The organism is Streptomyces hokutonensis, assembly GCF_000376565.1.
Lineage (GTDB): Bacteria > Actinomycetota > Actinomycetes > Streptomycetales > Streptomycetaceae > Streptomyces > Streptomyces hokutonensis.
Window position 1 is genome coordinate 373,242 of the sequence record NZ_BARG01000024.1, and the last position, 25,829, is coordinate 399,070.

24 protein-coding genes are annotated in these 25,829 nt (G+C 70.6%); 11 read left to right on the plus strand and 13 right to left on the minus strand.

Going from position 1 to position 25,829, the window contains the following annotated elements; genetic code table 11:
* Positions 1-93: 93 nt before the first annotated feature.
* The 5 genes from rpmG (at position 94) to SSP08S_RS13720 (ending at position 2,658) form a co-directional block, all read left to right on the plus strand.
* A complete protein-coding gene (gene rpmG, locus SSP08S_RS13700) occupies positions 94-258 on the plus strand; it encodes a 50S ribosomal protein L33 (protein ID WP_019068175.1) in 165 nt (54 codons plus the stop codon).
* Positions 259-308: 50 nt separating this feature from the next.
* Positions 309-557 (plus strand): type B 50S ribosomal protein L31, encoded by a 249-nt coding sequence (locus tag SSP08S_RS13705; RefSeq protein ID WP_026178464.1) that lies wholly within the window; start codon positions 309-311, stop codon positions 555-557.
* Entirely contained in the window at positions 554-676 is a 123-nt protein-coding gene (ykgO, locus tag SSP08S_RS13710) for a type B 50S ribosomal protein L36 (protein WP_006130958.1), read from the plus strand. The genes SSP08S_RS13705 and ykgO overlap by 4 nt, the downstream gene beginning before the upstream one ends.
* 128 nt (positions 677-804) lie before the next feature.
* A complete protein-coding gene (locus SSP08S_RS13715; RefSeq protein WP_019068177.1) occupies positions 805-1,635 on the plus strand; it encodes a PP2C family protein-serine/threonine phosphatase in 831 nt (276 codons plus the stop codon).
* A 48-nt stretch (positions 1,636-1,683) separates the two neighbouring features.
* Positions 1,684-2,658 (plus strand): MASE1 domain-containing protein, encoded by a 975-nt coding sequence (locus SSP08S_RS13720; protein WP_026178465.1) that lies wholly within the window; start codon positions 1,684-1,686, stop codon positions 2,656-2,658.
* Between the two features lie 13 nt (positions 2,659-2,671).
* Here the strand turns inward: SSP08S_RS13720 and SSP08S_RS13725 are convergent, their stop codons facing one another.
* Entirely contained in the window at positions 2,672-3,808 is a 1,137-nt protein-coding gene (locus SSP08S_RS13725) for a PP2C family protein-serine/threonine phosphatase (protein WP_019068179.1), read from the minus strand.
* Between the two features lie 187 nt (positions 3,809-3,995).
* Here SSP08S_RS13725 and SSP08S_RS55280 point away from each other — a divergent pair, with 187 nt between their 5' ends.
* Positions 3,996-4,724: a hypothetical protein gene (locus SSP08S_RS55280; RefSeq protein ID WP_019068180.1), complete on the plus strand. Its 729-nt coding sequence runs from the start codon at positions 3,996-3,998 to the stop codon at positions 4,722-4,724.
* Here SSP08S_RS55280 and SSP08S_RS13735 read toward each other — a convergent pair.
* The 6 genes from SSP08S_RS13735 to SSP08S_RS13760 form a co-directional block, all read right to left on the minus strand.
* Positions 4,690-5,223 (minus strand): TerD family protein, encoded by a 534-nt coding sequence (locus SSP08S_RS13735; RefSeq protein WP_019068181.1) that lies wholly within the window; start codon positions 5,221-5,223, stop codon positions 4,690-4,692. The two genes, SSP08S_RS55280 and SSP08S_RS13735, sit on opposite strands and share 35 nt — an antisense overlap.
* 110 nt (positions 5,224-5,333) lie before the next feature.
* Positions 5,334-6,395, minus strand: a complete 1,062-nt coding sequence (locus tag SSP08S_RS13740; protein WP_051105903.1) for a M20 family metallopeptidase — start codon at positions 6,393-6,395, stop codon at positions 5,334-5,336.
* A 146-nt stretch (positions 6,396-6,541) separates the two neighbouring features.
* Complete coding sequence (gene argG, locus SSP08S_RS13745) at positions 6,542-7,987, minus strand: argininosuccinate synthase (RefSeq protein WP_019068183.1); 1,446 nt, start codon at positions 7,985-7,987, stop codon at positions 6,542-6,544.
* Between the two features lie 113 nt (positions 7,988-8,100).
* Positions 8,101-9,102 carry an ABC transporter substrate-binding protein gene (locus SSP08S_RS13750; protein WP_019068184.1) on the minus strand — a complete coding sequence of 334 codons (1,002 nt, stop codon included), beginning with the start codon at positions 9,100-9,102 and terminating at the stop codon, positions 8,101-8,103.
* Positions 9,103-9,154: 52 nt separating this feature from the next.
* Positions 9,155-10,216: an ABC transporter permease gene (locus SSP08S_RS13755; protein WP_019068185.1), complete on the minus strand. Its 1,062-nt coding sequence runs from the start codon at positions 10,214-10,216 to the stop codon at positions 9,155-9,157.
* Entirely contained in the window at positions 10,213-11,022 is an 810-nt protein-coding gene (locus SSP08S_RS13760; RefSeq protein ID WP_051105898.1) for an ATP-binding cassette domain-containing protein, read from the minus strand. The genes SSP08S_RS13755 and SSP08S_RS13760 overlap by 4 nt, the downstream gene beginning before the upstream one ends.
* Positions 11,023-11,185: 163 nt before the next feature.
* Here SSP08S_RS13760 and SSP08S_RS13765 point away from each other — a divergent pair, with 163 nt between their 5' ends.
* Positions 11,186-12,193, plus strand: a complete 1,008-nt coding sequence (locus SSP08S_RS13765) for a LacI family DNA-binding transcriptional regulator (protein WP_026178466.1) — start codon at positions 11,186-11,188, stop codon at positions 12,191-12,193.
* Between the two features lie 663 nt (positions 12,194-12,856).
* On the opposite strand, the gene SSP08S_RS13770 is transcribed toward SSP08S_RS13765, so the two are convergent.
* Positions 12,857-13,072, minus strand: coding sequence for a DUF4177 domain-containing protein (locus tag SSP08S_RS13770; RefSeq protein WP_019056094.1), 216 nt, complete (start codon positions 13,070-13,072; stop codon positions 12,857-12,859).
* A 275-nt stretch (positions 13,073-13,347) separates the two neighbouring features.
* Between SSP08S_RS13770 and SSP08S_RS13775 the strand changes: the two genes are divergently transcribed.
* Both SSP08S_RS13775 and SSP08S_RS13780 read left to right on the plus strand, forming a co-directional pair.
* A complete protein-coding gene (locus tag SSP08S_RS13775; RefSeq protein ID WP_019068188.1) occupies positions 13,348-14,013 on the plus strand; it encodes a DUF6629 family protein in 666 nt (221 codons plus the stop codon).
* A 92-nt stretch (positions 14,014-14,105) separates the two neighbouring features.
* On the plus strand, positions 14,106-14,372 hold the full coding sequence (locus SSP08S_RS13780; protein ID WP_019068189.1) for a DUF6959 family protein: 267 nt from the start codon (positions 14,106-14,108) through the stop codon (positions 14,370-14,372).
* Between the two features lie 11 nt (positions 14,373-14,383).
* Here SSP08S_RS13780 and SSP08S_RS13785 read toward each other — a convergent pair whose 3' ends face one another.
* Both SSP08S_RS13785 and SSP08S_RS13790 read right to left on the minus strand, forming a co-directional pair.
* Positions 14,384-15,853 (minus strand): L-fucose/L-arabinose isomerase family protein, encoded by a 1,470-nt coding sequence (locus tag SSP08S_RS13785; RefSeq protein WP_019068190.1) that lies wholly within the window; start codon positions 15,851-15,853, stop codon positions 14,384-14,386.
* Between the two features lie 32 nt (positions 15,854-15,885).
* Positions 15,886-17,178, minus strand: a complete 1,293-nt coding sequence (locus SSP08S_RS13790) for an MFS transporter (RefSeq protein ID WP_019068191.1) — start codon at positions 17,176-17,178, stop codon at positions 15,886-15,888.
* 219 nt (positions 17,179-17,397) lie between these two features.
* Here SSP08S_RS13790 and SSP08S_RS13795 point away from each other — a divergent pair, with 219 nt between their 5' ends.
* Complete coding sequence (locus SSP08S_RS13795) at positions 17,398-21,348, plus strand: glycosyl hydrolase (RefSeq protein WP_026178467.1); 3,951 nt, start codon at positions 17,398-17,400, stop codon at positions 21,346-21,348.
* Here the strand turns inward: SSP08S_RS13795 and SSP08S_RS13800 are convergent.
* Positions 21,331-22,356: a LacI family DNA-binding transcriptional regulator gene (locus SSP08S_RS13800; protein ID WP_019068193.1), complete on the minus strand. Its 1,026-nt coding sequence runs from the start codon at positions 22,354-22,356 to the stop codon at positions 21,331-21,333. The genes SSP08S_RS13795 and SSP08S_RS13800 overlap by 18 nt on opposite strands.
* A 148-nt stretch (positions 22,357-22,504) precedes the next feature.
* Between SSP08S_RS13800 and SSP08S_RS13805 the strand changes: the two genes are divergently transcribed.
* On the plus strand, positions 22,505-23,191 hold the full coding sequence (locus tag SSP08S_RS13805; protein ID WP_019068194.1) for a TetR/AcrR family transcriptional regulator: 687 nt from the start codon (positions 22,505-22,507) through the stop codon (positions 23,189-23,191).
* Between the two features lie 37 nt (positions 23,192-23,228).
* Here the strand turns inward: SSP08S_RS13805 and SSP08S_RS13810 are convergent, their stop codons facing one another.
* Both SSP08S_RS13810 and SSP08S_RS13815 read right to left on the minus strand, forming a co-directional pair.
* Positions 23,229-25,022, minus strand: a complete 1,794-nt coding sequence (locus SSP08S_RS13810; protein WP_019068195.1) for a CocE/NonD family hydrolase — start codon at positions 25,020-25,022, stop codon at positions 23,229-23,231.
* A gap of 42 nt (positions 25,023-25,064) precedes the next feature.
* The gene (locus SSP08S_RS13815) at positions 25,065-25,796 is read right to left on the minus strand and encodes a GPR1/FUN34/YaaH family transporter (protein ID WP_051105899.1); all 732 of its coding nucleotides are present in this window, start codon (positions 25,794-25,796) and stop codon (positions 25,065-25,067) included.
* Between the last annotated feature and the right edge of the window lie 33 nt (positions 25,797-25,829).

The window sequence follows — 25,829 nt, forward strand, 5'->3', positions numbered from 1 at the left end:
CGGCGGGAATGCGCCGAGGGGTGCCGGTGTTGAAACGCATGTAGCTGACATGCTCGGGACAAGATCCCGGGATGTGGGCGGAAGGAGGTCCTCATGGCACGCACCACGAACCGTCCCGTCGTCACCCTCAGGTCGACGGCCGGGACCGGCGTCACCTATGTGACGCGGAAGAACCGTCGCAACGACCCCGACCGGCTGGTCCTGCGCAAGTACGACCCGGTCGCCGGCGAGCACGTCGAATTCCGCGAACAGCGTTGAACCCAGCAGAGCGGCCGTCCCTCCGGGGACGGCCTGAGGAAGGAAACACCATGAGGTCTGGCATCCACCCCGTGTCCCGTCCGGTCGTCTTCCGCGACCGTGCCGCGGACACCGCGTTCCTCACCACCTCGACGGCGCAGTCCGCGCGCACGATCGAGTGGGAAGACGGGAACACCTACCCGCTGATCGACGTCGAGATCTCGTCGGCCAGCCACCCCTTCTACACCGGCAACACACGGGTCGTGGACACCGCCGGCCGTGTGGAGCGCTTCGAGCGCCGCTACGGGAGGAAGTCATGAAGGTCCGCAAGTCCCTGCGCTCGCTGAAGGCCAAGCCCGGCGCGCAGGTGGTCCGCCGCCGCGGTGTGACGTTCGTCATCAACAAGAAGGACCCGCGCTTCAAGGCCCGCCAGGGCTGACACAGCGCACACGACCGGTCGGCCCGGCCCCGCTACGGCGGCGGCCGGGCCGTTCTCGTCTTCCTGCCCGGGAGGAGAAAAATCGGTTCTTTATGCTTATAGCGGTACCAACCCCCTTGGAGTGGTCGATGTCCCGGATACGCCCGACGGACGACGGCGACGAGCTGCTGGCCAGGCTCGGGACGCTGACCGCCCAGGCGCGCGAGCGGGCGGAGCTGCAGCGCTCCCTGCTGCAACTGGCCGTCGCCCTGCAACGCGGCATGCTGCCCGGAGACATGCCCGTCACCCCCCGGTTCCACCTGGCGGTCAAGTACTCGCCCGCCAACCACGGCCTCAACGTGGGCGGCGACTGGTACGACGCCTTCACCATGCCCGACGGGCGCATCGGCCTGTCCATCGGCGACGTCCAGGGCCACAACATCGAGGCCGCCGCGTTCATGGGCCAGGTCCGGGTCGGCCTGCGCGCCCTCGCCTCCGTCACCAGCGAGCCCGGCGAACTCCTCGCCCTGACCAACGACCTGCTCCTGTCCCTGGGCACCGAACTCTTCGCGACCTGCACCTTCGTACGGCTCGACCCCGCCACCGGGGTGCTGGAGAGCGCGCGGGCCGGACACATACCCTCCGTCTGGGCCACTGCCGACGGCCGGTGCGGCATCGCCGACGACGAGGGCGGACCGCCGCTCGGCATCGTCGCCGGACAGCGGTACCCGGTGACCGAGCACCGGCTCACCACCGGCGGGGTCTTCGTCCTGGTGACCGACGGCGTGGTGGAGGGCCCCTCGATGAGCGTCGACGAAGGCCTCGACCAGGTGATGCGCCTCGCCGGAATCGCCGCTGTGGCGGGCATGGAGGCGGGTGCGCTCGCCGCCGCCGTGATCAAGGGAGCCGAGCGTGTGGGGCACGAGGACGACGCGGCCGTACTGGTCGTGGGACACGACGCGCCCGAGAGCGGACCATAGGCCCGCCCCGCGTCGCTCGCCTCGCCGACACGGCGGGGTCGGTGTCTGATGGCAGCTGTGGTGGGTTTCGATGATCTGCGGCGACCGGCCGGGTACGCCCTCCTGACGCTGGCCGTCGCCGGCTGCTACTTCGCGGCGGGACGGCTCGGCCTGCTCCGCGAGCTCGTCGTCGAGGGCGCCGTGTTCACCCCGATCTACCCTCCCACCGGCGTAGCGGTGGCCGCCCTGCTGATCTTCGGGCTGCGGGTCTGGCCCGGTATCGCCCTCGGCATCCTCTTCGTGATCCTGTCACTCACCTCGCTCCACCCGACGGCGCTCGTCGTCCTCGCCGGCAACACCGTGGCTCCCGTCTGCGCATGCCTGATGCTGCGCCGGGTGGGCTTCCGTACCGACCTCGGCAGACTCCGCGACGGCCTCGCCCTGGTCTTCCTGGGCGCCCTGACCGCCATGCTGATCAGCGCGAGCTGCGGGGTCGTCCTGCTCCTCGCCACCGACAAGCTGGCCTCGCACTCCTTCTGGCCGGTCTGGCTGGGCTGGTGGGTGGGCGATGCGATGGGCGTGCTCATCGTCACCCCGCTCCTGCTCATGCTGCGCACGGTGCGTTTCCCGCTGGACCTGCACCGCTGGAAGGAGGCCCTGCTGCTGGTGGCCACCATCGCCGTCATCGTCCCCCTGGTGACCCACAGCCACGTCAGCCTGCTGTTCCTGGTCTATCCGCTGCTGATCTGGGCCGCGCTGCGGTTCCGCTTCGCGGGCAGCATGCTGTGCGCCCTGTTCGCCTCCGTGATGGCCACCATCGCGGCGACCCGGGAGTCGGGTCCCTTCGCCGACCTGACGCACGTCGAGGTGATGATGAAACTCCAGGCCTTCAACGGCACGATGGCCCTCACCGCCCTGCTGCTCTCCTCCGTCATCACCGAGCAGCGCAACACCCGACTCTCGGTGGAACAGGCCTGCCAGGAACTGGCCGAGGTCCTCGAACACCTCACCGCGGGCGACCCCCGTCAGGGTGGCCGGCCCTGACCGGGCCGTCCCGTCAGAGAAGGCGCGCGTCGCCCCTGCGGCGCAGCACCAGCAGCGCGGTGTCGTCGCGGGGCATCCCCGCCGTATGGCGGCGCAGATCGCCGTAGACGGTGGCCGGAACATCCTTCGGGAGGACGTCGCCCCAGGCCGCCGCCCGCTCCTCAAGGGGGTAGAAGACCCCGGACGGATCGCGGGCCTCGGTGACACCGTCCGTGCAGAGCAGGAGTGTGCCGTCGGCGGGGAAGGCGAACCACTCGACGGTACGGGGCTCGGGGGCCAGGGCGTCCAGGCCCAGCGGTACACACGGCTCCTGCCGCAGCACCGGATCGGCCCGCTCCTCGCGCAGCAGCAGCGGCGCCACATGACCGCAGTTGATCGCCTGGACCTCCTGCTCGCCGTCGACGCCGAGGACGATCGCCGTCACGAACCGCTCCCGCTCACCGGTCTGCGCCGCGAAGGAGTTGTGCCGTAGCACCGCCTCCTCCAGGGCGTCGACCACGGCGGTGAGCGTGGGCTCGGCCACGGCCGCCTCGCGGAAGGCGCTCAGAACGGCGAACGCGGCGCTGATCGCCTGGAGGCCCTTGCCCTGGACGTCGGCGATGAAGACCCGGGTGCCGTAGGGGGAGGCGACGACCTCGTAGACGTCGCCGCCCACCCGGCTGTCCTCCTCCACCGGCCGGTACAGGCCGTGGACCAGCAACTGGTCGGTCATCAGGGGGAACGGGCGCAGGATCTGCCGTTGCAGGGCCGCTGCCGCCGAGCGCAGCCGGGCGATCTCGCCCTCCCAGCGGATCCGCTGCGCCGCCCGCGCCACGCTGAGGCCGTTGAAGACCAGGGCGAAGGCGATGACCGCCGCGTCCGCGCCCACCGTGTGCAGCGGGCTGTCGAAGAGGGAGCCGACGATGACGATCGTCACCCACACGGACGCCACTGTGGTCTGCCGCACTGTCCCGCGCCCGGCGATCAGCGCGGGCAGCACCACCAGAAAGGGCGCCGGCCGGGTGTCGCGGCCCAGGGCGATACCGGTCAGGGCCACCAGCGCGGTGATGCTGACCAGCCAGAACATCACCGCGGCCCAGCTGAGCGGAGGCGTGGTCCGGTGCCCTGCGTCGGCCGCGGTGGAACCGGCCGGATCTCCGGAGATACGCACCGGCCCTCCCACTGCCTGCGGTCGTCGGCCAACCGTCGGGAACACTTCCCACTCTTCAATATCAGCCCCATGTGTACCGTCCGCGAGCCGCAACACCACTCCGGCCCGAGCCGGGACGCACCTGACCCCGTCAGGGGGCTAGATTCCGATCCGTGTGTTCGTCCAAGGGTGGGGGAGTGGGGAGAGCGTGTTCATCTGGCGCACACTGCGGGGTGAATGGCAGGGCATCGTCGTCGATCCCGTACGACAGCTGCTGCGGCGTGGACTGCCGGGTATGTCCCTGGCGTTCGTCGCCGCCTTCGGTGTCATCTTCTTCCACGCGCTGGCACAGCGGCCGGGCGGCGCCTCGATCGTCCGGCACCTCGGCGGGGTCCAGGGCGACCTGCCGCTGTGGCTCGCCCTGCTGCGCACTCCGATATCGCTGTACGTGCCCGCCCTCGACCTGCCCGTGTGGGCCGGCATCACCCAGCTGTTCCTGGCCTTCGCGCTCGCCGAACTGGCACTGGGCCGGGTGCGCACCCTGGTCGTCGCCTACGCGACCACACTGGCCGGCACCCTCACCGTGCGCGTCATGCTCCTGATCGGGCCCGGCTGCGGGGGCATCGGACTGCGGCCCGAGATCGGGCACGTCCTCGACACCGGGCCGTCCGCAGCCGTCGTAGGACTGTTCACCTATCTCGCCGTCGTCCGCCGCGCGCCCGTCGTGTTCTTCCTCACCGGCGGTTCGATGGTGTGGGAGTCGATCGTGAAGCCCAACCTGGCGGGCCGCGAGCACCTCGTCGCGGTGGGCACCGCCGTCGTCCTCGGTCTGGTCCACGAACTGCGCCACCGGCGGCCCACGGCCGCCACGCTGCTCCCGCACTTCAAGACGGACCGGCCGGTCAGGCCTGAGGCACGCTGCCCATCTCCGCACTGAAGCCGACCGGCTCGCTGTCGAAGCCGCGCACCATCGGGCGGAACTCCCAGTCCCCGGAGGCGTCCTTGGTGAACTCGCCGACCGTCGCCGCGGTGGACCCGCCCACCCCGGCGAAGTCGTCCGACAGCAACTCCTTGTAACCCTCCACGACCTGCGTCCTGGCGTGCGACAGATCGCCGAAGGTCCGCGTCCCGCCGTTCTGATGGATCGCCACTCCGACGACCACCCGCCCGAAGGACGTGGCCAGGCGGTCGAGTTCCAGCACCATCACCTCGATGTCGCCGTAGCCCTGACCTGTCTCGCTGTGCCGGCTCATGTTGATGGTGCCGTCCGGCGAGCGGCTCTCGGAGTTGACGACGTACACCGGACGTCCGTGCGGGGCGTCGGCCGTGTAGGTCGCCGCGATGATGTCCAGCCGGCACGGCCGGCTGCCCCAGGGACTCGGATCCCAGCGGAGCCGTACCTCGACCTTGCCCGCCACCTTGCTGATGCTGCTCACCGGATGCCGCTCTCCCGATTCAGGCCAGGACGGGACAATCCCCCGTATGGTCAAGTATGGCTCTTCGCCGGTCGGTTGATGCCGTCCGGGCGCTTCTGACATGCCAGGGATCAAACACTCCGGATCGCGTCCACCAGCCCGGCGACGAGACGGGCCCGCTCGGCCATCGACGCGACCACCAGATACTCGTGGTCGGCGTGCGCCCCGCCCCCGACCGCGCCCAGTCCGTCGAGCGTCGGCACCCCCAGCGCGGCCGTGAAGTTGCCGTCGCTGCCACCGCCGACCGCCCTGCCCTCGAGACCGGGCAGCAGCCGCCGCGCCACCGCGAACAGTCCGGCCGCCGCCGACTCGGGCATCGGCGGCCGGCCGACACTTCCCCGTACGGTGATCACGGCCTCGTCCAGACGCGGGGTCAGCGCCGCGAACGCGGACTCGATCCGCTCCTTCTCCTCGGCCGACTCGACCCGGACGTCCACGACGACGGTCGCCGCCGCCGGTACGACGTTGTCCAGCGTGCCCGCCGACGCGACGGTCGGGGTGACCGTCGTACCGACCTCGGGCCGCCCCAACTCCGCGATGGCCAGCACCTGGTGGGCCGCCTCGACCAGGGCGTTCACCCCGGCGGCGGGCTCGAGTCCCGCGTGCGAGGCCCGGCCCGTGACGGACACCTCGAAGGTGCCGCAGCCCTTGCGGCCGGTCTTCACACCCCCGCCGTCGGCGGCGCCCTCGACCACCAGCACGGCACCGCAGGCCAGGGCGCGTTCCTCGATGAGAGCCCGGGAGGAGTGGGAGCCGACCTCCTCGTCGGCGGTCACCAGGATCTCGACGCCGGACCGGTTCTCGAGCGAGGCCAGCCCGTGGATCGCCTGCACCAGACCGCCGAGCATGTCGAAGACACCGGGTCCGGTCGCGCGACCGTCCTCGACCCGGAACGGGCGGCGCTCAAGAGTGCCGAGCGGGAACACCGTGTCGTGGTGACCGAGGATCAGCACGAGGGGTGTGCCGCCGCCGGACCAGTGGACGTGTGGCCCGCCCTCGCTGTCGACGAGTTCGGCCCGGCCACCGAGCCGCCCCTCGACGACGGCGGCGACGGTCTCGGCCGATTTCCGCAAGGCGTCCAGGTCACGGGAGGGGGACTCGACCTCGACGAGGGTCCGGAGGTCTTCGATCATCGCGTCGACACTCAGGCCGACCGTCTCGCTTGTGGTCACGGGGGAAGGTTACGCGGGCCCCGGTTCGCACCCCGACCGACGAAGGGCCGGCCCGACGGCGAACGCGTCGAACCGGCCCAACGGCGGTACTGATCCCAGGAGTTCGGTCAGTCCGTGCCGGACTCCATCGCGGCGCGGTCCAGCAGCACCTCGTCCTCGGAGACCTCGCCGCGGGAGGCGATGGCCTCGGCGCCGCCTTCCGGCATGCTGCCGATGAGGCCGGTCGCGGCGGCCTGCGCGGCGCCGATCGCCGCGTTGCCGCTGCCGATCAGACCGAGCACGGCGTACTGCTCCAGCTTGGCGCGGGAGTCGGCGATGTCGAGGTTGCGCATGGTCAGCTGGCCGATGCGGTCGACCGGGCCGAACGCCGAGTCCTCGGTGCGCTCCATGGACAGCTTGTCCGGGTGGTAGCTGAACGCCGGGCCCGTGGTGTCGAGCAGCGAGTAGTCCTCGCCGCGCCGCAGCCGCAGGGTGACCTCACCGGTGATCGCCGAGCCGACCCAGCGCTGCAGGGACTCCCGGACCATCAGGGCCTGCGGGTCCAGCCAGCGGCCCTCGTACATCAGTCGGCCCAGGCGCCGGCCCTCGTTGTGGTACTGGGCGACGGTGTCCTCGTTGTGGATCGCGTTCACGAGCCGCTCGTAGGCGGCGTGCAGCAGGGCCATGCCCGGTGCCTCGTAGATGCCGCGGCTCTTCGCCTCGATGATCCGGTTCTCGATCTGGTCGGACATGCCCAGGCCGTGCCGGCCGCCGATGGCGTTGGCCTCCATCACCAGGTCGACCGGGGTGGCGAACTCCTTGCCGTTGATCGTCACCGGGCGGCCCTGGTCGAAGCCGATCGTCACGTCCTCGGTGGCGATCTCGACCGACGGGTCCCAGAAGCGGACGCCCATGATCGGCTCCACGGTCTCCACGCCCGTGTCCAGGTGCTCCAGCGTCTTGGCCTCGTGGGTGGCGCCCCAGATGTTGGCGTCGGTGGAGTACGCCTTCTCCGTGCTGTCGCGGTAGGGCAGCTCGTGCGCGAGCAGCCACTCCGACATCTCCTTGCGGCCGCCGAGCTCGGTCACGAAGTCCGCGTCCAGCCAGGGCTTGTAGATCCGCAGATGCGGGTTGGCGAGCAGGCCGTAGCGGTAGAACCGCTCGATGTCGTTGCCCTTGAAGGTCGAGCCGTCGCCCCAGATCTGGACGTCGTCCTCGAGCATCGCCCGGACCAGCAGGGTGCCGGTGACGGCACGGCCCAGCGGGGTGGTGTTGAAATAGGCGCGCCCGCCGGAGCGGATGTGGAACGCCCCGCAGGTCAGAGCGGCCAGACCTTCCTCGACCAGCGCCGCACGGCAGTCGACCAGACGCGCGATCTCGGCGCCGTAGGCCTGCGCGCGGCCGGGCACCGAGGCGATGTCGGGCTCGTCGTACTGGCCGATGTCGGCGGTGTAGGTGCAGGGGACGGCACCCTTGTCGCGCATCCAGGCGACCGCGACCGAGGTGTCGAGTCCGCCCGAGAAGGCGATGCCGACGCGCTCGCCGGTGGGGAGGGAGGTGAGGACCTTAGACATAGGAAGATTATGCACGCTCGCGCATGGTCATGCAAAGTCCCTCTGCGGGAGCAGTTCTGCCGGGCACCCCGGAAGCGCTGGGATGCCCGGCAGAACCTGTTCTCGCGGGCCGGTCAGCAGCCCGCCTTGTAGAAGTACTTGCTGATCTCGGGCTGGTCCATGTTCGCCTTGGTGATGGCGACCATGTTGGTGCCGATCGACTTCTGGACCGACTTGCCCTCGAAGGCCGCGGCCAGCTGGTCGACGGCCTCCTTGCCGATCGCCGCCGGGTCCTGCGCGACCAGCACCTGGAGGGTGCCCGCCTTCAGGGAGGCGACCTCGTCCGGCTCGGCGTCGAACGCGGCGACCTTCACCGTGCCCTGCTTGCCGGCCTGCTTGAGACCGGTGGCTATGCCGGTACCGGTGTTGGTGTTGCCCGCGAAGACACCGCCGAGGTCCGGGTGGGCCGCCAGCGTCGACTGGATCTGGGAGGCCGCGGTGGCCGGCAGGTCGTTGTCGTAGAGCGTGGGCAGCATCTTGATGTTCGGGTACTTCTTCATCTCCTCGGTGAAGCCCTTGATGCGGGCGTCCGTGGTGGAGACGCCGGGCTTGACGCTGATGACGATCGCCGAGCCCTTCTCGTTCATCAGCTTGGCGAGCGCGTCGGCCGCCACCCGGCCGCCCTTCTCGTTGTCCGACGAGATCCGGGTCATACCGATCGAGGGATCGGTGACCGTGGTGTCGACGAGGGCGACCTTCGTCCCGGCCGACTGGATCTGCTTGAGCGACGGGGTGAGCGCGCTGACGTCGACCGGCGAGATCAGCAGCCCGTCGGGCCGGGAAGCCGCCACCGAGTCGAGGAGGGGCCGCTGCACCGACACGTCCCACTGCGCGGAACCGTCCGCCGAGAAGTCCATGCCCTTGGCCTTGGCCTCGGTCTGCGCCGCACAGGTCATGGTGATGTAGAAGGGGTCGCTCTTCACGCCGGTGATCAGCCGGACCTTCTTCCCGGAGGCACCCCCCTTCGACCCCGAACCGCCGCTGTCGCTCGACGAACTGCAGGCGGCGGCGCCGGTCAGGACCAGCACGGTGCCCGCGGCGACCAGTACTTTGCGCGTGATGCGAATGCTCGACATAAGGCTGTCCTCCAGGGTCGTACGAGGGTTGGGGCGAAGGTCGGGGAGGGGGTCACGCACGCTCTCGGGTCTTCCGGCGCATCTGGTCGATGTAGACGGCCGCGACCAGGACGACACCGACGGCGACGTCCTGCCAGTACTGCTGCACGCCGATGACGATCAGCCCGGTCGTCAGCACGGCGGGGATGAACACACCGATCACCGTGCCGAGCACGGAGCCCCGCCCGCCGAACAGGCTGGTACCGCCCAGGACCACCGCGGTGATCACCTTCAGGTTGTCGGTGGAGTGCCCGGCGATGGACGTCGTCCCGTACGAGGCGAGCCACATCACCGCGCCGAGACCGGCCAGCAGGCCCATCAGGCCGTACACCATGATCAGATGGCGGCCCACCGGGATGCCCGCGCGCCGGACGGCGGTCGGGTTGGAGCCGATCGCCAGGGTGTGGCTGCCGAACCTCGTGGCGCCGAGCACCGCGCCGAACAGGGCGGTGACCGCCGCGGCCAGGATCACCATCCAGGGGATGCCGGCCAACTTGCCGAAGCCCAGGCTGTTCTGGAGGTGGGTGGCGGCGGCACCGGCCGGGTCCTGGCCGCCGGTGGCCAGTTCGGCGATGCCCAGCGCCGCGCCCAGACCGCCCAGGGTCACGATCAGCGGCGGCACCTTCCCGGTCGCCACCACCGCCCCCTGCAACGCGCCCCAACCCGCGCCCACCGCAAGGGCGATGACGACACAGACGGCGACCGTGCCCCAGCTGGAGGCGGGTCCGCCGTGGTGGATGTTGTACTCGCCCGCCGCGACCGCGGCCAGCACCAGCACCGAACCGATCGACAGGTCGATGCCCGCGGTGATGATCACGAACGTCATGCCGACACCGAGCACCAGATAGATGGCCGCGTTCACGGCGATCTGCGTGAGGTCGTACTGCGTGAAGAACTTGCCCGGCGCCGCGATGGTGAAGAACGCGACCAGCGCGACCAGGATCACGAAGGTCCACAACTCGCTGATGCCGGCGGCCCGTCGCAGCCACGGGGGTATCGCGAACCTTCCGCCGTCGGACGGGGGCACGTCCGGCGCCTTGGCCGCCGGCTTGATGTCCTGGCTGTTGGCGCTCATCGGCCGTCCTCCGCTTCGGTCGCGCCGTGGTTCCCGTTCTGCGCGGGCTCGTCCAGGGACCCGGTCATGGCGCCGACGAGTTTCTCGATCGTGGCGTCGGCCGCGGTGAACGAGGCGACCCGGCGGCCCAGCCGCAGCACCTCGACCCGGTCCGCGACCGACAGCACCTCGGGCATGTTGTGGCTGATGAGGACGACGCAGATGCCCCGGTCGGCCACCCTGCGCACGGTCTCCAGGACCCGGGCGCGCTGGACGACGCCCAGGGCGGCGGTCGGCTCGTCCATGAAGATGACCTTGTTGGCGAAGGCGACCGCGCGGGCGACGGCCACGGACTGCCGTTGCCCTCCCGACAACGTTGTCACAGGAGCCGTCACATCTTTCAGTTCGACTCCCAGTTCACCGAAGGCCGCGATCGCCTCGCGCCGCATCGTGGGCCGGTCGAGCACGCCCAGGCGGCCGAGCAGACCCCCGCGCACGAGTTCCCTGCCGAGGTAGAGATTGGCCGCCGCGTCCAGATCGGGCGCCAGCGAGAGATCCTGGTAGACGGTCTCGACTCCGTGCCGTTGCGCGTCCATCGGGCCCGTGAACCGGACCGGCACCCCGTCCAGGCGCACCTCGCCCTCGTCCGGGGTGAGCACACCGGAAAGTACGTTCACCAACGTCGACTTGCCGGCACCGTTGTCACCGATCAGTGCGACGACCTCACCGGCGTACGCCGTGAAGTCGGCGCCCTGGAGCGCCTGGACATGGCCGAAACGCTTGACCACACCATGTGCCGCGAGAAGTGGTTCCCTTGCAGAGGCCATGCTGTGCTTTCTGGTTGGTATCGTTAACAGTTCGTCGATTCTGAGAGGCCCATGAGTGGGCGTCAAGGGTCGTGACGGACACGGTTCGGGCGCATGTCATCGGCCGTCGGTCAGGTCGCGCGCGACGAGATCTGGAGGACGTGGCGTGGCCGGTCGTCCCAGGATGAAAGACGTGGCCGCGGAAGCGGGCGTGAGCGTGATGACGGTGTCCCGGGTGGTCAACGGCGAGGCGGGCGTGGCGCCCCGCACCGCCGCTCGCGTCGAGGCGGCGGTCCGCAAGCTGGGCTATCAACGCGACGACGTGGCACGGCAGTTGCGCCGTACGGACCAGTTGAGCCAGACCATCGGACTGATGGTGGACAACGTTGCCGACCCCTTCATGGCCGCCGTCGCCTCGGCCATCGAGGACATCGCCCACCGGCGCGGCAACATGGTCCTCATCGGCTCCAGCCGCGCCGACCCGCGCCGCGAACGGGAGGTCGTCGCGGCCTTCACCGCCCGTCGCGTCGACGGTCTCATCCTCACCCCGGCCGCGGGCAGCCACCGATTTCTGCGCCCGGCGCAGGCACGGGGCACGAAGATCGTGTGCGTGGACCGGGCGGCACCGGGCCTGGACGTGGACACCGTCGTGGTGGACAACTTCGGCGCGGTGGAACAGGCCGTACGCCATCTCGTCGCACACGGCCACCGCCGGATCGGCTACCTCGGCGACCGACGGGAGATCTGGACCTTCGGCGAACGCCACCGCGGCTATCTGGCCGCCCTGGGCGCCGCGGGCATCGACGCCGACCCGGCACTCGTACGGCACGGACTCGGCTCCGGCGCGGACGCCGCCCGGGCCGTCACCGCGATCCTCTCCACGCCCGAACCGCCCACGGCCGTGCTCGCGGGCAACGAGGTCCTCGCGCTGGGCGCGCTGCCGGTGCTGCCCGCTGGCGTCGCGTTCATCGCCTTCGACGACTTCGCGCTGGCCGCGCAGCTGACCCCGCCGGTCACCGTTATCGCACAGGACCCGGTCGCCCTCGCGACGAACGCCGCGCATCTGCTGTTCGCCCGCATCCACGGGGACACGTCGCCGCCGCGACGGGTGGTGATGCCGACGGAGCTGATTCCGCGTGGGTCGGGGGAGATTCCGGGGCCTGGCGGGTTGCTTCCGGGTTCTCGGGACTGACGACTGCAGGCCTGCGCCTTGCGCGGAGTCGTCTGCGACGGGGGAGCGGTCGGGCGGCTCGTGCTGCGGACGCGGGGCCGGGCACGCTTCGCTCGGCGAGGGCCGTGGATCTGTTGTTCGCTGGCGCCCGTGGGGACGCGTCGCCGTTGTGGTGGGTGGTGATGTCGGCGGAGTTGATTCCGGGTGGGTCGGGGGAGGTTCCGGGGTCTGGCGGGTTGCTTCCGGGTTCTCGGGGCTGATGGCTGCAGGCCTGCGCCTTGCGCGGAGTCGTCTGTGGCGGGGGAGCGGTCGGGCGGCGCATGCTGCGGATCTGTTGTTCGCTCGGGCCCGTGGGGACGCGTCGCCGCCGCGGCGGGTGGTGATGCCGACGGAGCTGATTCCGCGTAAGTCGGGGGAGATTCCGGCGCCCGCCGGGTTGCTTCCGGGTCTTGGGCGCCTACGACTCCCGGCCCGCGCCCCGCGCACGGAGTCGGCCGCAGCGCGGGGCACGCGTCCCGTGTCGGCTGCCGCGCAGGTCCTGTCCGGCGGATCATGCCGTGGACGCGGGCCCGGCACGCCCTTCTCCGCCTCACGGCTGGACGCGCCGAGTTCCGCTCACCGGCGCTAGACGGTCGCCGTTTCCCTCCGGCGCCCCGCCCGGCCAGTCAGGCGCTGCGCCCGCCGCTACGCGCGGGGTCGCTCGAAGGTGAGGAGCAGGCCCTCGACGGCGCCGGGGCCTATCCGGCCCTTGACGTCGGCGGCGGTGATCGCCTTCAGACCCCAGCCGTCCTCGGCGTGCTTGTTCAGGACCTTCTCCAGCTTGTCGCTGTCCAGCGCGTCGCCGATCAGCGACTCCCGGAAGCTGACGACCTTGTACTCGAACGTGTAGGCGTTGCTCATGGCTGCGATGTCCTCCTGTGCGTGCGCACGGTGTGCGGTGGGCGGGGTCAGCCAATCACGGGAGGACGCTCGCGCGCAGGCCGGGGGTGGTTTCGGGGCACGTCCGTCAACTGGGCCGGGGGGTGGGTGCGTTGAGCGGGCGGGGGGTTGAAAGAGCGCGCGCGGACATGTGATCACGGCGCGCCGCGGCCGTGATGTCGCCCGGCACATGGCGGGGCGGAGACGTAGCGTGAACAGTGGCGCAGGCGGATGCGGACCGATCACGTGGGGGAGCGATGTGCTGGAGTGCGAAGGCCGATCTCGTCGCGGGTGCGGGGGTCCTCGCCGTGGGGGTGGCGTGTGTGGCCCGGACCCGTCGGCCGGCCGATCTGCCGTTGGCCGCCCTGCCGTGGCTGCTCGGTGTCCATCAGATCGTCGAGTCGCTGGTGTGGGCCGCCGGCGGAGGCACCGGTGCCGCCACCGTCACCTGGGCCGTCATCGCCCTGCCGCTGCTGGCGGTGTGGGTCCCGGCGGGGGTGTGGTGCGCCGCGCCACCGCAGGCCCGGCCCCGGATCGCCGTACTGCTGGCGATCGGGGCGGCCACGGCCGCGGCACTCGCCTACGCCCTCGTCGCGCATCCGGTGACGTCCGAGATCCGCGGCCACACCGTCGGGTACGTCGTCGACCTCTCCCATCCTCAACTGGTCATCGCCGGCTACCTCGTGGCGACGGTCGGCTCGCTGCTGCTGTCCGGCGACCGCGGGCTGCTGGTGCTGGGGATCCTGGTCACGGTCGGCGCGCTCGTCTGCTGGACTTTGTGGGAGCTGGAGTTCGTCTCGACCTGGTGCGCGGTGGCCGCGGTGTCCTCGGTGGTCCTGTTCTTCTGGGTGCGCGGCCGGGACGGGGCGCCGGGGAAGCGACCGTACGCCGGTGTGGCGGGCGGCGGATCCGCGCGACCGTGACGACGAGGACGGGGCAAGAGTTCGGTGAAGCCCAACGTGCCCCGCGTACAACTTCGTTGATGTCGGGCGGTGCTGTCGGGTTGGATGGCGCCATGGAACGCGTTGACGTAGAGCTGTTCACTGACGGCGGGAACGACGCCGTGGTCCGTCTGCCCGGGCGCCGGTTCCCCGGTGTGCTGATCCAGGGCGACTCCCTGCACATACTCCGCAGCGATGTGGCCGAGGTGGTGGAGGCCTGCGAGCGCGGCGACCTCGCCGAGGCGGGGGAGTCTGCGGGGCTTCTGCTGGCGGGCCTCGACGCGTTGCTGACCCGCTACTCCGTGGCGCTGGCGAACCACAGCATCCAGGCGCCCTACTGACCCGACCGCCCTCACACCTCCCGGTGTTCGATGCCCAGCAGGCTCGCGGCGGCGCGGAAGTCGGCGGAGTGGTGGCCGAGGGCGAGGGACCAGTGGTGGCCGACGCCCGTGGCGCTCCACGCGTCGACCCACTCGCCGGGATCGCGGCCGAAGTCGACACGGCTGGTGGTGTTGCCGATCGCGAGCAGCGGTCCGGGTACGACGCTGCCCTCGGAGGTGATGAACGACAGGGAGCCGTCGGCGTCCTGGCCCAGGCCGAGCAGGGTCACGGGACCGTGCTGGACGTCGAACTCCACGCTGACGCCCCAGCCGCGCTTGCCGTGGTAGACGCCCAGGCCGCGCAGCAGCGGGTCACGGGAGCTGACCGCGAGGTGCGCGGGCCCGTCGTGCCCCATCTCCACCACCCCGTCCTCGAAGTCGAGGGCCTGGATCTCGGTGAAGGAACCCCCGGCGCCGATGCTCTGCGTCGCCAACTGGGCGAGACTGGTGCGCAGTTCGTACTCGCCGGCGGCCGGCACACCCCGGGCGGTGAGCAGGGAGGCACCCAGGATCATGCCGGCGCCGAGCCGTTCGTGCAGTTCGCCGTCGAGACCGCGGTGGTAGTAGGCGAGGGTGTCGAGGCCGAAGTCCTCGACGAGCCGGTCCAGCGCGACCGACACGGTCGCCCCCCACGTGAGGTCCTCGTCGACCACGCTGTCGTCCACGGCGAAGATCCGCCGGGCGAGAGCCGTCCGCTCACGGGTCTCGGCCTCGCTCACCCGCTCCACGCGCTGCCGTAGATCGTCGAACTCCAGCACCTCGACATGTGAGCCGAACGTCGCCGGGAGCAGTGTCAGATCGGTCGACACGTCGAGCATGCCGGGATACAGATGCCCCATCAGACCGTGCCGGGCGTGCCGGAGCGCGGCCCGGACGTGCGCCGCCCGGACCCACTGCTCGATCCGTCGCCAGGCCGACTCCTGGCGCAGCCAGCCCGACACCGAGCGGAACGGGATACCGGCCCGCCGGAAGACGTTGCCGACCTCGGGCACCGGGCACTGCCCGCAGTAGGCGAGCCAGGCGCCCGTGTCGAAGGAGGCGTGGTCCATCCGCTCGGACGGCTGGAGGTCGATGACCAGGACGGGGGTGTGCGAGCGCTGGGCGATCGGCAGCACCATCGACGAGGTCAGATACGTCGTCAGGAACAGCACGATCAAATCGCAGTCCGCGCGCCGCAGTTGCTCCGCCGCTGCCGCTCCCTCCACCGCGTCGGAGATGAAGCCGACGTCGGTCACCTCCGCGTCCAGCCGCTGGAAACGCTCGGCGACGTACGCGGACGACTCCTTCAACTGCGGGAGCAGGTCCGGGAATTGGGGCCAGTAGGCGCCCAGGCCGCCCGCCACGAGTCCGATCCGGGTGCGGCGGCGGGACACCGGGGGGAGCAACTCACGCAGGACCGCGGCGCGTTCCGCGGTCACGGTCAGGGGGTCGGTCGTAGTCATGCGGGGTGTTCCTTCCGGGTTCCGGTGTGGACTCAGGTCCGTGCCACGCCGAGTCCCTTGACCCGAGCGGCCGTTGCCTCGGGGGAACGCCGGATGAGGGTGTGGATGACGTACACGCCCGCGACGCCCGAGGCCGCCATGCAGATGGTTATCGACCAGAGCAGGACGGAGGCGCTGTAGTCCATCAGGGCGGGCGTGACGAAGGCGACGCCCGCGAAGACCCCGCGCGACAGGGCGTAGGTGAGGCCCTGGGTGGTGCCGCGGGTGTCCGGGGGCAGCGTCAGCTGCGACCACACCTTGTAACTGGCCTCCCCGGCAAAGGGGTTGGAGATCTGGTAGAGCACGAAGAACACGAGCATGCCGGCGAGTGCGCCGGCTGTGAGGGAGGCGATGCAGAAGGCGAGGACCTGCACGACCGTGAAGACGTAGAAGAGCCGGTCGCGCCAGGGGGTGTCGGCGAGTCGGACGAAGACGAATGTCAGCACCAGCGCGATGGGCAGGAAGGCCAGGTTGATCCCGGTGGCCAGGCTCTGCGAGGCACCGCTGACCGTGACCAGCAGGTAAGTGCCGAACTGGCCGAAGGTGTTGGCGCCGATGCCCCAGGTGACGTAGTAGACGAAGGTCGCGACCATCGGCACCAGCGCGGCGCGGTTGCAGATGTTCTTCAGCTCGATGCCACGCGGCACGGCCTGCTGTGGCACCTCCTCCTCGGTCGGTTCGTCGGGCAGTTCCAGCCGGGAGCGGAGCTGCCAGGTGACGAGTGCGGCGACGACCAGATGGCCGGTGATGAACCGCGCCCCGGTCAGGCCGGTGTCGGACAGGAGATACCCGAGGAAGATCACGACGACGATGCCCAGCACCCACATGACCTGGGTGAAGGACACCAGCCGCGCCCGGCCCTCGGGAGGCGCGGCGTCCGAGACGACGGCCAGGGACGTCGGCAGATCGGCACCGGCCGCGAGCCCCGCGACGAGCACGCCGACGAAGAGCACGATGTCGTTCGGCGCCAGCGTGATGACGATCGCGCCCACCGCGTAGCAGAGGATGTCCAGGTTGTAGACGCGGCGGCGCCCGAACAGGTCGGCGAGCCGGCCGCCGACGAGCGAGCCGACGGCGATGCAACCGGTGACGATCGCGCTGATCGCCCCGGCCATCCACACGCCCATGTCGTAACTGTCGCGGTAGATGGCCAGGTTGACGGCGATGCTGACGATGAGCGCGGCGTCCAGATAGGAGGCCATGCCCGAGAGGGCGGCGACCTTCCACAAGTGCTTCGGGATGGGCTGTTCCGGGTGTGCCTGGGCAGCGGGCAGGAATCGGCTCATGGTGCGGCTCCTCGCGGCTCGGGGGCCGGGGTCGCAGTGAATATAGGGTTCGGAAAACGTTCCAACAAGTCCCCTTGCGCCATTCGACGTGAAGAAGTGTCAGCCTTCTTCCCGCTCCCCGCCACCGGTGCCAACATTGCAGGTGGCAGACGACTGAGTCGACCAAAAACGTTTTTGATCCGTATGGGTGACCGAGCCGCACTCGGAAGGACCGCCGACGTGATCTCTCCCGCGCTCCAGCAGCTCTTCGACGCCCCGCCCCGGGACTTCGGCCCCACCCCGCTGTGGTGGTGGTCCGGCGCCAAGGTCACCCGCGAGCGTCTCGACCGGCAACTGCGCAGATTCGCGGACGGCGGCGTCCACAACCTCGTGGTGATCAACCTGGCCCCGGCGGGCCCGAGTTTCGGCGCCCGGACCGACGACCCCCCGTGGTTCGGCGAGGAGTGGTGGGACCGCTTCACCGACACCTGCCGGATCGCCCGGGACATCGGCACCCGTCTGTGGCTCTACGACCAGATCGGCTTCTCCGGCGCCAACGTCCAAGGCGCCGTCACCCGACGGCACTTGACCGCCACCGGCCGCGCACTGCGCTCCCGCCGGGCCACCGTCTCGGGCGGCACGGTCGCCCCGCAGGGTGCCGAAACCCTGGTCGCCGCCTACGACTTGACGGGCCGTCGGCTGTCCCTGGATCCCGACTCCGGCACTTTCCGGATCGCCGCAGCGGACGGCACAGACGTACGCCTCGTCGTCGCCGTCCCCACGGCCTTCGACTACCTCTCCCCGCATGCCGGGGAACTGCTGCTGGACGCCGTCCACCACGAGTACGACCGCCGCGTCCCCGAGTACCTGGGCAACGTCATCGCGGGCAGCTTCCAGGACGAACTGCCCGCCACGAACTCCTGGAGCCCCCGCTTCCCCGAGGAGTTCCGCGCCCGCCGCGGCTACGACCTGCTCGACCACCTGCCGGCCCTGTTCGGCCCGGCGGACGCCCGCGCGGCGAAGATCCGCGCCGACTACTACGCCGTCCGCGCCGAACTCACGGAAGAGGCCCTCTTCAAGCCCCTCGCCGTCTGGCACGCGGAACGCGGCATGCTCGTCGGAGCCGACCAGAGCAACCCCGCGCGAGCCGGGTTCCCGGCCCAGTCGACACAGATCTACACCGACTACTTCCGCACCCACCGCTGGTACGGCGCCGTCGGCAGCGACCACCACGGCGACTCCAAGGTCCACTCCTCCATGGCCCACCTGTACGGCCACGAACGCGTCTGGATCGAGGCGTTCCACTCCTCCGGCTGGGGCGGCACCCTCGCCGACACCTACGACTGGCTGCTGCCGTTCCTGCGCAGCGGCGCCAACCTGTACAACCCGCACGCCAGTTACTTCGGCACCGCGGGCGGCTGGTTCGAGTGGGCACCGCCGTCCACCGACTGGCGCCAGCCCTACTGGCAGCAGTACCCGGCGTTCTCCCGCGCCGTCGCCCGCATCTGCTCGATCATGTCCTGGGGCACCTACAGCGCCGACGTCGCGGTCCTGCACCCCACCGCCACCATGCAGGCACTCCTCCCGCTCGACGCACCCGTCCACCACTTCGGCGACGGCCGCCTCGGCGACGAGCACGCCGACGTCGACGAGACCCAGGAGCACTACCTTGGCCTGTGCGGCACGAACAACTGGCTCGGCCCGCGCGTCGGTTCACTGGACCGCCACCGGATCTCCTACGACATCATCGACGACGCCTCCGTGCAGTGCGCCACGGCAACCGAAGGCGCCCTGCGTGTAAGGGACTTGGCCTATCGCGCCGTGCTGCTGCCCTCGGCGAGCGTCCTGGAGGAGGAGACGGCACGTCGGCTCACCCAACTCCTCGACACGGGCGGCCGGGTGGTGGTCGTGGGCCGTCCGCCCGCGTCGGCCGCCGGACTGGCCGGTGACGACTCCGTCGTCGCGGCCCTGTTGAAGCACCCGCGACTGGAGCGGGCGAGCGACGCCGAGGCCGGCGCGACGACGGTGGCGGACAACGCCGGACACGCCACCGGTGAGATGCCACTCCTCGTCAGGAGAAAGGGAGTTGAGGCGGTCGCCCTGGTGACGGGCGCCTTCCCCGACGCCCGCATGCTGCCGGGAGACGCCAACCACGAGGCCGACCCCGCCCGTTACGCCCGCCACTCGACCGTCACCGTGCGCGCCGAGGTCGCCGAGGCCGAGATCTGGAACCCGGCGACCGGCACCCGACAGCAGGCGGACATCACGGTCCGCGAGGGCCGCTCGACCATCGCGGTGCCACTGGAGGGCGCCCCCGCCGTCCTCGTCGTATGGCGCGAAGGCACCCCGCGGACGCCCCGGACGGCCGCACCACCACCGAGCGCGGAGCGGACGACCGACCTCTCGGACGGCTGGGAAGGCCGCCTGGTCCCCACCATGGACAACACCTGGGGCGACCTGGCGCTCCCGGCGGGCTCGTCCGTAGCCGCACCGCAGATCTGGACCACGCACTGGACCGAGACGGAAGGCCCCGACGCCAACTGGCAATCCACTCGGGCGACTTACGGCAACCGGGTCCGCGTCCTGCCGCCGACACCGGCCGCCCGGGCCCCCGAACCGCTGGACGGACCCGGTGTCGAACGAGTCCTTGCCGACACCCTCCCCCTCACCCCCTCGGACGAGGACTGGCAGGTCTCGCTGTACTCGTCGAGCCGAGGGATCCCGGAACCGGACGGCCTTCTCGGCAACAAGGGTCTGGTGCCCGAGGAGTTCGTGCGCGTCCCTGCGCCCGGACCCGGGACGGTCGCCAGGATCCGGGCGATCGTCGAGACGGACCACCGCGGACCCGCCGATCTGCACGTGGGCGCCGCGGCCGTCAAACGGGTGTGGTGGAACGGCGAACTCCTCGACACCGCCACCGGATACCTCACCACCGCACGCGTGACGGTCGAGCGGCCCCGCAACGTCCTCGAATACGAACTGGCCGACGCCCAGGACAGACCGCTGCTGATCTCCGGCACCGCGGGCACACCCCTGGGCAGCTACTTCTGCCTGACCCGACCGGACGGATTCTCCTCGCGCCCACAGTTCATGTGCCTGCCCGAGGGCGTACGACCGCAGGGCGGGGTGACGTATCGAGGGCGTCTGCGCGCCGCTGGAGAGGCGGTACTCGTCGTGGGTGCCGCGGTGGGTGTCACTGTGCTGCTCGACGGGGCGGTGGTCGCACGCCAGGAGAAGGCGGAGTACTACGAGTCCGACTGGGGCGCCGTGCCGATGTTCTTCCGTCATCAACTCACCCTGGAAGAAGGCGAACACGTACTGGAGGTGGTGGCTGACGCCGTCCACCCGCGCGAGGCGGTGTTCGTCGACTGCGTGGCCCGCACGGAGTCCGCGGTGAACTCCCTGACCAGCGGGGCCGGTTGGGAGGTCGAGACAGGGGCGTGGCGCGGCCGGACCGTCGAACACGACGGCCGGTGGGGCGAGTTGCAGCACTGCTACGCGGCCGTACGACCGCACCCGTTGCCGGAGACCGAGTGGCTGAGCGGCGCGCCGGTGCTCGGTACCGCCGTACTGCCCCTGCGGTCGACGGACACTGTCCGGCCCCGCGCGCAGCGTTTCCGCTTCACCGTGCCGCCGGGCACCGTAGCGCTGGACCTGCCGCTGGAGCTGGCGGCCAGGGTGCGGGTCGGTGACGGTGTCGAGAGACCGCTCGACGGCGCGACGCTGACGTTGGATCAACCGCTGGCGCAAACAACGGAGTTGGAGATCGTCACCGAGCCCACGGCGGTCCTGAGAGGCGGCTCCGCCTGGCGCGGACCGGTGCGCGTCCGTACCGTGCCGGCGCGATTGCCGCTGGGGGACTGGCAGTTGCTGGGGCTGGGCGGCTGGAGCGGTGGGGTGACGTACTCGCGGGAGGTGGAGGTGACGGCCGGGGCGGACCCGGTGCTGGACCTTGGGCGAGTGCGCGGCAGCGTGTCGGTCGCTCTCGACGGGGAGTGCGTCGGCGAGGCGTTCTGTCCCCCGTACCGCTTTCAACTCCCGGGCGCTGCGGGGCGGACGGTCCGTCTGGAGGTGACGGTCAACAACACCCTCGCCCCCTATCTGGCGGAGGCCACTCCCACCGCCTGGGCCTTCCCGTCCCAGCTCGCGTCCGGGCTGATGGGGCCCGTGACGCTACGAACTCCGGTCTGACGGGGCCCGCGTGGAGTCGCGCAGGACGAGGTCGGGGGCGAACACCCTTGTCTCGTGGGCGTGTTCGGCGCGGGCCTCCACCTCGTCGAGCAGCATCCCCACGGCCGCCCGGCCCAGCTCCTCGACCGGCTGGCGTACCGTCGTCAGGGTCGTCCCCACGAAGCTCGCTATGTCGAGGTCGCCGTAGCCGACCACCTGCACCTCCTCGGGTATGCGCACCCCCCGCTCGCCCAGTCCGCGGCACAGCCCGGCGGCGAGGAAGTCGTTGGTGCAGAAGACGCCGTCGGGCAGTTCGTCGAGGCCGCGGGCGATCTCCAGGCCGTACGCCACCGTCATCTCGTCGGCGACGATTTGGCGCAGCCGCGCCTCGCGCTGGGTGCGGACGGCCTGGCGGGCGCCTTGGTGGCGGTCCGCGCACTGCACGATCCCGCGCTCGCCGTTCACGACGAGGATGTCGCGCGCCCCGCGGTCCAGGAGGTGTTGTACGGCGATCCGGCCCCCGGCGATGTCGTCGACGGAGACGGAACAGCCGTCCTGGACCGGCAGCGCGCGGTCCGCGAGCACCAGCGGGATGCCGCGTTCGCGCAGCCGGGTGAGGCGGGTGGGATCGGCGCCGAGCGGGACCACCACCGCCCCGACGGCCCGCTGCTCGACCAGCATCGTGAAGTAGCCCTGCTCGCGCTCGGGATCGTCTCCGCTGTCGCAGAGCACGAGCGAGTATCCGTGGTCGTAGGCCGCGTCGGCGGCGCCCCGTGCGATGCGCGAGTAGAAGGAGTTGGCCACGTCGGGCAGTACCAGCCCGATCGAGGAGGAGTGTCCGGTGCGCAGACCGGCGGCTCCCGGGTGCGGTACGTAGTCGAGGGCGGCGACCGCGTCACGGACCCGCTCGGCGGTGCGGGCGTTGACCCGCTCCGGCCGGTTCAGGACGTTCGACACCGTGGACACCGAGACTCCCGCGGCGGCCGCGACATCCTGGATACGGGCGGGGCGAACCTGGATGACGTCCACCCCCCTCGCTCTGACAGCCGTGCGACCAGGCACGACAGGGTCCTCATGGGCGCGGAAAGTCTACCTCGGGGGGTGTTGGAACGTTTTCCGCGGGGTGCGGGACGCCGAAGGTAAACCTGCCCGTGATCAACGGGGCTAGCATGTCGGCATGGCTGAGGGTGTTGGGGCTGATGGTCCGACGGAGGGCGACCGCCCGCTGAGGCGCGATGCCGCCCTCAACCGGGAGAAGATCCTGCGTGCCGCGCGGGAGGTCTTCGGCCAGCACGGGCTGGGGGTCACGCTCGACGACGTGGCCCGGCACGCCGGCGTCGGGGTCGGCACCGTGTACCGGCGCTTCCCCGACAAGGACAGCCTCGTACGGGCCCTGTTCAAGCAGGATCTGGAGATCCGGCAGCAGTCCGCCGAGCGGGCGCTCGTTCATCCGGATCCGTGGCAGGGGTTCGTCGATTTCCTCACCGAGATGGGGGCCGATCTCGCCGAGAACCGCGGCCTGCACGAAGTGATGATGTTGGGGAGCCACAGTTCCGAGCCCCTGGAGACCGCGCGGGGCGGCATGCTCCCCTTTCTGGAGGCCTTGATCCGGCGGGCCCAGGAGAGTGGGGACCTGCGCCCGGAGATCGCTCCCTCCGACATCCCCGTCATGGTGGAGATGCTGAGCGCCGCCAGCCAGTTCACCCAGGGCAGGCGGCCCGACATCTGGCGGCGCTGCCTCGAGATCCTGCTGAACGGCGTCCGGGATCGTCCCGACAACCTTCCCCTGACGACACCGAGCCTGGGCAACGTGACGGTGGAGCAGGTGATGGGGCTGGTCCGGCCGGCCCCGACGGCGGAGTAGCAGGTCTGCCGTACGAACAGACCTGCCGTCCGGGTGGTCAGGAGGACGGTCCCCAGTCCTCGCGGCTGGGAGTGGCCGAACTCGGCGTTGTCAAAGGCAGGTTGACGAATGAGGCGGCCAGCGGGGAGCGTTCGATCGTGTAGACACCGCCGGCCAGGTCGGCCGACTCCTGCGGGGTCGGCGCGACGGGGAAGTGGAAGTCCGCCGGTGGCTGGCTGTCGATGCTTATCCGGATGCGGTAACCGGCCGGAATCCTGGTGAAGTTGGACAGCAGTGAGATGTCGTACCTGGTCGTCTGTCCCGGGGTCACCGGGTGCTGTGACGCCTGGGTGAACGGGTGGCTCGGTTTGAGCAGGGTGCCGTTCCCGCCGTACCAGCTCTCCTGGGTGTCGACCGCGCGCTGACTGCCCAGGAGGATTCCGTCGGCCTGCTTGGTCACCGTCCCGTCCGGTGCGACGATGCTCAGCTTGGAGGAGAGTTCGGTCTCCGGTGTCGTCGACCTGGCGTAGAGGGTGACGTCGGTCGGGCCGTTCAGCAGGGCCGCCTTGCTGAGCGGGGCGGTGGTGTAGGTCAGTGTGTCGGCCGCGGTCGCCGCACTCCAGGTGAGGGTGTCGCTTCCTTGTCCGGACGGCTTGCCGGTGGTGAGGGTGCCGTCGCCGAGGTAGTAGGTGCGGGCGTCGGAGGACAGTGGCCAGGCGGCGCTGTCGACCCAACTGCTCGCGCCGTTCTCGAACAGGTGCAGGGGAGTCGAGGTGTCGGCCATACCCGTGGGCGCGTTCTTGAGCCAGGTCTCGAACCACTCCAGGCGAATGGCCTGCAGCGTCGCCTCGTTGACGTGTTCTCCGTGTGTCCAGGGCCCGACGATCGCCTGGTAGCGGCCGGTGACGGGTTCGTCCGATGCGATCGGATCCGTCAACGGCCTGTGGTAGTAGGCGTTTTGGGCCGCGACGTAGGCGCCCAGGTTCCCGCCGGGGAACAGGTCGTTCCAGCCGGCCTCGGACAGCGCCGGAATGTTGTTGGCCACGATGCGCGGCATGAGCTTCTGTACGTCGAGGGCCTGCCAGTAGGCGTCGTCGTAGGAGCGTGAACCGCCCGAGGCCTGCTGCGCGATGGTCACCGACTGCGGGTCGGTGGCGGGATCGTCCTCGGGACCGCGCGGCTCGGCCTGGGCGATGCCGGCCACGAACGGGGTGGGGATACCGCCGTTGGCAGTGAGGTCGTTGTAGAAGTCCGAGTCGGTGCAGAACGGTGTGATGGCCTTGAGCGCGGAGTTCTTGCCCACGGCCGCCGCGGTGAACCACTGGTTCACCCCGAGGTAGGAGCAACCGTCGAGCCCTACCTTGCCGTTGGAGCCCGAGAGAGTGTGTGCTGCCCAGTCGACGAGATCGGCCCCGTCCTTGCCCTGCCGGTCGCCGAACCAGTCGAGCTGTCCGCCGGAGTCGCCCGTGCCGCGCACCGCGGAGGCCACGTAGATGTAGCCCCGTTGCACGAAGTAGGTGCCGTTGTCGGTGGGGTCGGAGCGCTGGGTGCCGTAGGGGTTCTGGGTGAGGAGCACCGGGAACGGGCCCGACGCGCGGGCGCCGGTGCTCGGGTCGGTCGGATAGACGACCTCGACGGCGATCTTCACACCGTCGTCCATGGTGACGGTGGTGTGGACGGGCGCGCTCGCCGCGTAGGCGGCGGCGGGCGGCTGCCAGGTGGCCGCGTGCGCGGGGAGGGCGGTGGCTGTGGTCTGTCCGGCCGCGACCAGGAGGAGCACCGCGGCGGTGCTGCCGAGTGCGGAGTATCCGTGGGGCGGCTTCAGCCGGTCTCTTGCCTTGGACTTCTTCATGCGGCTCCTTGAGGTGGGGAAGGGGTCCTCGTCACGTCCTCGTCACGCCGTCTGCGGGACGGCCTGTCGGCCGCGGTTCAGGGCGAAGAGCGGGAACACGACGCGTCCGCGCACCTCGTTGGTCAGCTCGGCCAGCACCAGATAGAAGGCGACGGCGGCCAGCGCGATCTCGACATAGCCGGCCGTGTGCAGCACCGAATCGCTCGGGACGCCCGCGCTCGATGCCCCCAGGTAGGCGATCACCAGCAGCACGATCGTCAGCGTCAGCAGGGCGAACGCGGTCACGGTCACCGCGTTGGTGCCCAGACTCGCGACGGCGAAGACCAGCGTGACGACCAGCCAGGCGAGCAGGAACAGCCCCAGCGACTGCATCACCGCGTGACCGCCCTGAGCAGCCGCGGCCTCCGCCGTGGCCCCATGAGCTTTTGCCGCGGCTGCCGCGTTGCCCGCGATGTGCGGTGCCGCCCAGAACTCGATGACGGTGTAGCCGAGCCAGAACGCCCCGTACGCCGTCAGGAAGGAGGCCGCGAACGTCGCCCCGGCCGCCAACGCGAAGAAGCCGGCGACGAGTTGGACGATGCCGCCGTAGAAGAAGGTCCCCGCCAGCACGATCGTGCCGTCGGCCGCGTCGATGACGCCGGCGGTGTGCAGGCCCAGGATCAGCGAGCACCACGCGAACCCGGCCGCTCCCACGGCTGTCGCGTGACCGATGTGGGACGTGCTGCCGGTGGGCACCGGCGGGCTCTGGGCAGCGTGAAGCGACTCTTCAGCCATGGTGATCACCCTTCTGGAATGTCGACAGCCAGG

Bases quoted from the DNA above. Each gene is read 5' to 3' on its own strand.
- SSP08S_RS13810 (WP_019068195.1), bottom strand. From the start codon at position 25,022: ATGAAGAAGTCCAAGGCAAGAGACCGGCTGAAGCCGCCCCACGGATAC.
- SSP08S_RS13780 (WP_019068189.1), top strand. From the start codon at position 14,106: ATGGAACGCGTTGACGTAGAGCTGTTCACTGACGGCGGGAACGACGCC.
- SSP08S_RS13785 (WP_019068190.1), bottom strand. From the start codon at position 15,853: ATGACTACGACCGACCCCCTGACCGTGACCGCGGAACGCGCCGCGGTC.
- SSP08S_RS13720 (WP_026178465.1), top strand. From the start codon at position 1,684: ATGGCAGCTGTGGTGGGTTTCGATGATCTGCGGCGACCGGCCGGGTAC.
- SSP08S_RS13770 (WP_019056094.1), bottom strand. From the start codon at position 13,072: ATGAGCAACGCCTACACGTTCGAGTACAAGGTCGTCAGCTTCCGGGAG.
- SSP08S_RS13775 (WP_019068188.1), top strand. From the start codon at position 13,348: ATGTGCTGGAGTGCGAAGGCCGATCTCGTCGCGGGTGCGGGGGTCCTC.
- SSP08S_RS13750 (WP_019068184.1), bottom strand. From the start codon at position 9,102: ATGTCGAGCATTCGCATCACGCGCAAAGTACTGGTCGCCGCGGGCACC.
- SSP08S_RS13715 (WP_019068177.1), top strand. From the start codon at position 805: ATGTCCCGGATACGCCCGACGGACGACGGCGACGAGCTGCTGGCCAGG.
- SSP08S_RS13755 (WP_019068185.1), bottom strand. From the start codon at position 10,216: ATGAGCGCCAACAGCCAGGACATCAAGCCGGCGGCCAAGGCGCCGGAC.
- SSP08S_RS13705 (WP_026178464.1), top strand. From the start codon at position 309: ATGAGGTCTGGCATCCACCCCGTGTCCCGTCCGGTCGTCTTCCGCGAC.
- SSP08S_RS13790 (WP_019068191.1), bottom strand. From the start codon at position 17,178: ATGAGCCGATTCCTGCCCGCTGCCCAGGCACACCCGGAACAGCCCATC.
- argG (WP_019068183.1), bottom strand. From the start codon at position 7,987: ATGTCTAAGGTCCTCACCTCCCTCCCCACCGGCGAGCGCGTCGGCATC.
- ykgO (WP_006130958.1), top strand. From the start codon at position 554: ATGAAGGTCCGCAAGTCCCTGCGCTCGCTGAAGGCCAAGCCCGGCGCG.
- SSP08S_RS13765 (WP_026178466.1), top strand. From the start codon at position 11,186: ATGAAAGACGTGGCCGCGGAAGCGGGCGTGAGCGTGATGACGGTGTCC.
- SSP08S_RS13805 (WP_019068194.1), top strand. From the start codon at position 22,505: ATGGCTGAGGGTGTTGGGGCTGATGGTCCGACGGAGGGCGACCGCCCG.
- SSP08S_RS13760 (WP_051105898.1), bottom strand. From the start codon at position 11,022: ATGGCCTCTGCAAGGGAACCACTTCTCGCGGCACATGGTGTGGTCAAG.
- SSP08S_RS13740 (WP_051105903.1), bottom strand. From the start codon at position 6,395: ATGATCGAAGACCTCCGGACCCTCGTCGAGGTCGAGTCCCCCTCCCGT.
- SSP08S_RS13815 (WP_051105899.1), bottom strand. From the start codon at position 25,796: ATGGCTGAAGAGTCGCTTCACGCTGCCCAGAGCCCGCCGGTGCCCACC.
- rpmG (WP_019068175.1), top strand. From the start codon at position 94: ATGGCACGCACCACGAACCGTCCCGTCGTCACCCTCAGGTCGACGGCC.